Raw genomic sequence first — 3761 nt, 5'->3', positions numbered from 1 at the left:
CGTGAAAGAATCCTGCAGCCGCTCCATCATGCCTCTCTGATGGGCCGGGTTCTTGTGGAAGATATCCACGTTGGTCCCCAATAGACTGCTGCTGTCGAATTCCGGCAGTTCCTTGCGGATATCGTCTTCGGCATTGCGCATCATCTCTTTTACGGCTTTGTTCAGGTAGATAATGTTGAGATCCTGGTCGGCGATCATGATATTTGCGTTCACGCTGCCCAGGGCTTCCTGCACACGGCTGAGCGAATTGGCCTGCTGACGGATCTCGTTTACTTCGTACCCCAGACGAATCTGTGCGGACTGAATGTTCTGCAGCAGCCGGCCGAGTTCGTCATCCCGGTGGGTTTCAACCCGCTGGAAGTAGTCGCCATTGGCAATCTGCTGCATGGCGGCGATCGCCTGATTGACAGGGCGCTGGGTGTATTGCTTAAGTGCATGAATGGCAAGGGTAAAGAAGACCGCAGTGCCTCCAATTACCATGGCCAGGGTAGAGAGGTCGGCACCCTGACGGGCCAGCCAGGCAATGCCCGCCATGGCGGGTACCGACGCAACTTGCAGCAGGGTCAGGTATTTGGACATTCCCATGTTGCCCAGATAGCGCATGACCCGCTCGACACGTGATGGTTTCAGACTTGTTTCACCAGCGCGCACCTTCTTGTACAGGGTGTCTGCCTGTTCGATTTCCTGTCGGGTAGGCTTGGTGCGTACAGACATGTAACCGGTGACATGGCCGTGATCCCGCATGGGGGTTACATTGGCCTTCACCCAGTAGAAATCACCGTTCTTGCAACGGTTCTTCACGATGCCGATCCAGGGCTTGTCGGCCTTGATGGTGCACCACAGATCCTCGAAGGCTTCCGGTGGCATATCCGGGTGGCGTACGAGGTTGTGGTTTCTGCCGATCAGCTCATCGGAAGAGAAGCCGCTGATCTCGATGAAATCGCGGTTGATGGATTGGATGATGCCTTTCCTGTCCGTGGTGGAAACGATGAACTGCCCATCCTTCATCACGATTTCGTTGTCTGTTACTGGCTCGTTGATTTTCATGCTGTTGTTCTCCGTAGAGCGAATCTTATTTTTGGATAGTTGGTTCTTCATCCGCCAGGCCGAGGACACGGTTGATCATCAGGTCATCGACATCGAGAATGATGATCATGTGCTCATCCATGGTGGCGAGTCCGGCAATGGCAGGCTGATCTTCGGCATCTCCGACCTGAGGGGCGGGCTGCATGTCCGTTGAGGCGATGTTGTGTACTTCGGAAACTGCGTCCACCACCATGCCCATGGTGCGCTGATTGCCGTTTTTCTCTTCTGCTTTGACCACGATGATGACCGTGGTGGGCCCACGGGGGCGTCGGGCAGGTTGAAGTGACTGCGCAGTTCGACAATGGGAACCACAGTGCCACGCAGGTTGATCACGCCCAGAATCGAATCCGGTGTGTTGGGCATGGGGGTCACTTCGCTCCAGCCCCGGATTTCCTGCACCTTGAGGATGTTGATACCGTATTCTTCTCCCGCGAGGCAGAAAGTCAGGTACTGATCCACGCCCTGTTCGGACTGCAGATCGACGTCGATTTTTTGTGCTGCGTTACTGTTCATGAAACTGCGACCCCGGTTATGATGCGGCTGCCAGTGCGGGCACCGTCATCTGGTTTCTTGTTTTGTGAAAGAGGTGAACGAGTCCGGGAATGTCCAGGATCAGCGCGACCTGGCCGTCTCCGAGAATGGTGGCGCCGGACACGCCTTCGAGCTGCTGGAAGTTGGTTTCCAGGCTCTTGATGACCACCTGCTGCTGTTCCTGCAGGCGGTCCACGAACAGGCCCGCATGTTGTCCTTCCGCTTCCACCACCACCAGCAGGCCCTGTTCCAGGTTTTCAATGCCGCCACTGTTGCCAAGCAGGCTGTTGAGACGGATGATGGGAATGTACTCGTCACGAAAACGGTAGAGTTCGCTTGAGCCGGCGACACTGTTGAGGTTTTCACTGCGGATCTGCAGTGATTCGACGATGGAAATCAGCGGCAGAATATAGGTGTCTTCACCGATGCTGGCCAGCTGACCGTCGAGGATGGCCAGGGTAAGCGGCAGACGGATCATAACGGTGCTGCCTTCACCCTGGCGTGAATGAATGCTGACCGTACCGCCCAGATCGTTGATATTGCGTTTCACCACGTCCATGCCCACGCCGCGACCGGAAAGATCGCTGACCTTGTCGGCGGTGGAAAATCCCGGTTGGAAGATCAGATTGTCGATGCGTTCTTCGGACAGTTCGTCCTTGTCGCTCACCAGCCCGTTTTCAATGGCCTTTTGCAGGATTTTCTCCCGGTTGAGTCCGGCGCCGTCATCGATGATACGGATGACGATATTGCCGCTCTCGTGCTGGGCGCTGAGTTCCAGACGTCCCTGTTCGGGTTTACCGGCGGCTGCGCGCACTTCCGGCGTTTCGAGTCCGTGATCCAGGGAATTGCGTACCAGGTGCACCAGTGGATCGCCGATTTTTTCCAGCACGGTCTTGTCCACTTCGGTTTGCTCACCGGTGAGTACCAGATCCACTTTATTGCCCATCTTGTTGCACAGGTCGCGTACCAGCCGGGGGAAGCGGTTGAAGGCGACATTGATGGGCAGCATGCGAAGCTGAAGCATGTTTTCCTGCAATTCCCGGGTATTGCGCTCGAGCTGGGCGAGGCCGTTGAGCAAGGCCTCCGCGCTGGCTCCGCCACCCTGGGCCTGGTTCAGGCCTGCCTGGTTGAGCATGGACTGGGTGATTACAAGTTCGCCCACAAGGTTGATCAGAAGGTCCACTTTTTCGATGGAGACGCGAATGGATCCGCTTTCACGGTTGGGTGATGTTTTGGCGGGCTTGGCTACGGAGGCTGCGCTTTTTTCAGCAGGTGCCGGTGCTGCGGGTTCCGCCGTTGTTTCTGTCACGGTCGCCTTGTCAGATGGAGCTTCTGGTGCTGCTTCCGTTTGGCTGATTTCCAGCTGGCAGTCACCTTCCACCCAGCTGAATGTTTCGCGAATCTGCTCTTCGGTTACAGCCCCTTCCAGTGTGGCTTCCCAGTGCAGATGACAGGTGGCAGGGTCCAGTTCCGATAGGGATGGCAGATTGGTTGCGTCGGTCCTGACCCGCAGGCTGCCCAGTTCGGCCAGGGCTTCGAAGATACGAACGGGATCGTTGCCATCACGGAAGAGGTCCGGACCGGGGATGAACCGTATATGCCAGGACGCAGCCTCTGCCTGATCCTGATCTTCGCCGGGAGCATCGGACTCTGGCGGGGTTTCCGACTCAGGATCGGATGAGGCGCCGCTGTCGGCCAGGGCCATTTCAAGTTTCTTTTTCAGTTCAGCGACCCGTGCTTCATCAGGGGTTTCATCGGTTTTCAGGCCTTCCACCATTTCCCGCAGGATATCCACCGAGGCCAGCAGCAGATCGACGATGTTCTTGTCCACCTGGCGGGAGCCGTTGCGCAGCTCGTCCAGCAGAGTTTCCATGACGTGAGTAAACTGGGAAATGTGGTCGAAGCCGAAGGCGGCACTGCCACCCTTGATGGAATGTGCAGCACGGAATATGGTGTTTATTTCTTCGAGGTCAGTACCTTCATCCAGATGCAACAGTCCGGATTCCATCGCTTCGAGTCCCTCGAAACACTCTTCGAGGAATACGTCGAGAAATTCAGAAAGATCCATGGACATAGAAATACCGTAACTGTTTGGGTCGAGAGTCGAGTTACGGAACTCATCGGCGATACGGGGAAGAACTTAG

2 protein-coding genes and 1 pseudogene are annotated in these 3761 nt (G+C 56.2%); all 3 read right to left on the bottom strand.

Going from position 1 to position 3761, the window contains the following annotated elements:
- The coding region (locus tag ACOCD2_RS14195) for a PAS domain S-box protein (protein ID WP_293725552.1) at positions 1-1047 on the bottom strand (1047 nt) is incomplete at its 3' end.
- Positions 1048-1072: 25 nt separating this feature from the next.
- Positions 1073-1599, bottom strand: a pseudogene (locus ACOCD2_RS14190) (chemotaxis protein CheW).
- Between the two features lie 16 nt (positions 1600-1615).
- On the bottom strand, positions 1616-3691 hold the full coding sequence (locus ACOCD2_RS14185; protein ID WP_293648883.1) for a chemotaxis protein CheA: 2076 nt from the start codon (positions 3689-3691) through the stop codon (positions 1616-1618).
- Positions 3692-3761 lie beyond the last annotated feature (70 nt).

Origin of the sequence: Thiolapillus sp. (assembly GCF_048562965.1) — a bacterium.
GTDB classification, from domain to species: domain Bacteria; phylum Pseudomonadota; class Gammaproteobacteria; order Chromatiales; family Chromatiaceae; genus Thiolapillus; species Thiolapillus brandeum_A.
Note: the sequence above shows the minus strand (reverse complement) of the source record. Positions and strands in the feature narration are given on the sequence as shown.

Coding starts and splice junctions, on each gene's coding strand:
- ACOCD2_RS14185 (WP_293648883.1), bottom strand. CDS start 3,691: ATGTCCATGGATCTTTCTGAATTTCTCGACGTATTCCTCGAAGAGTGT.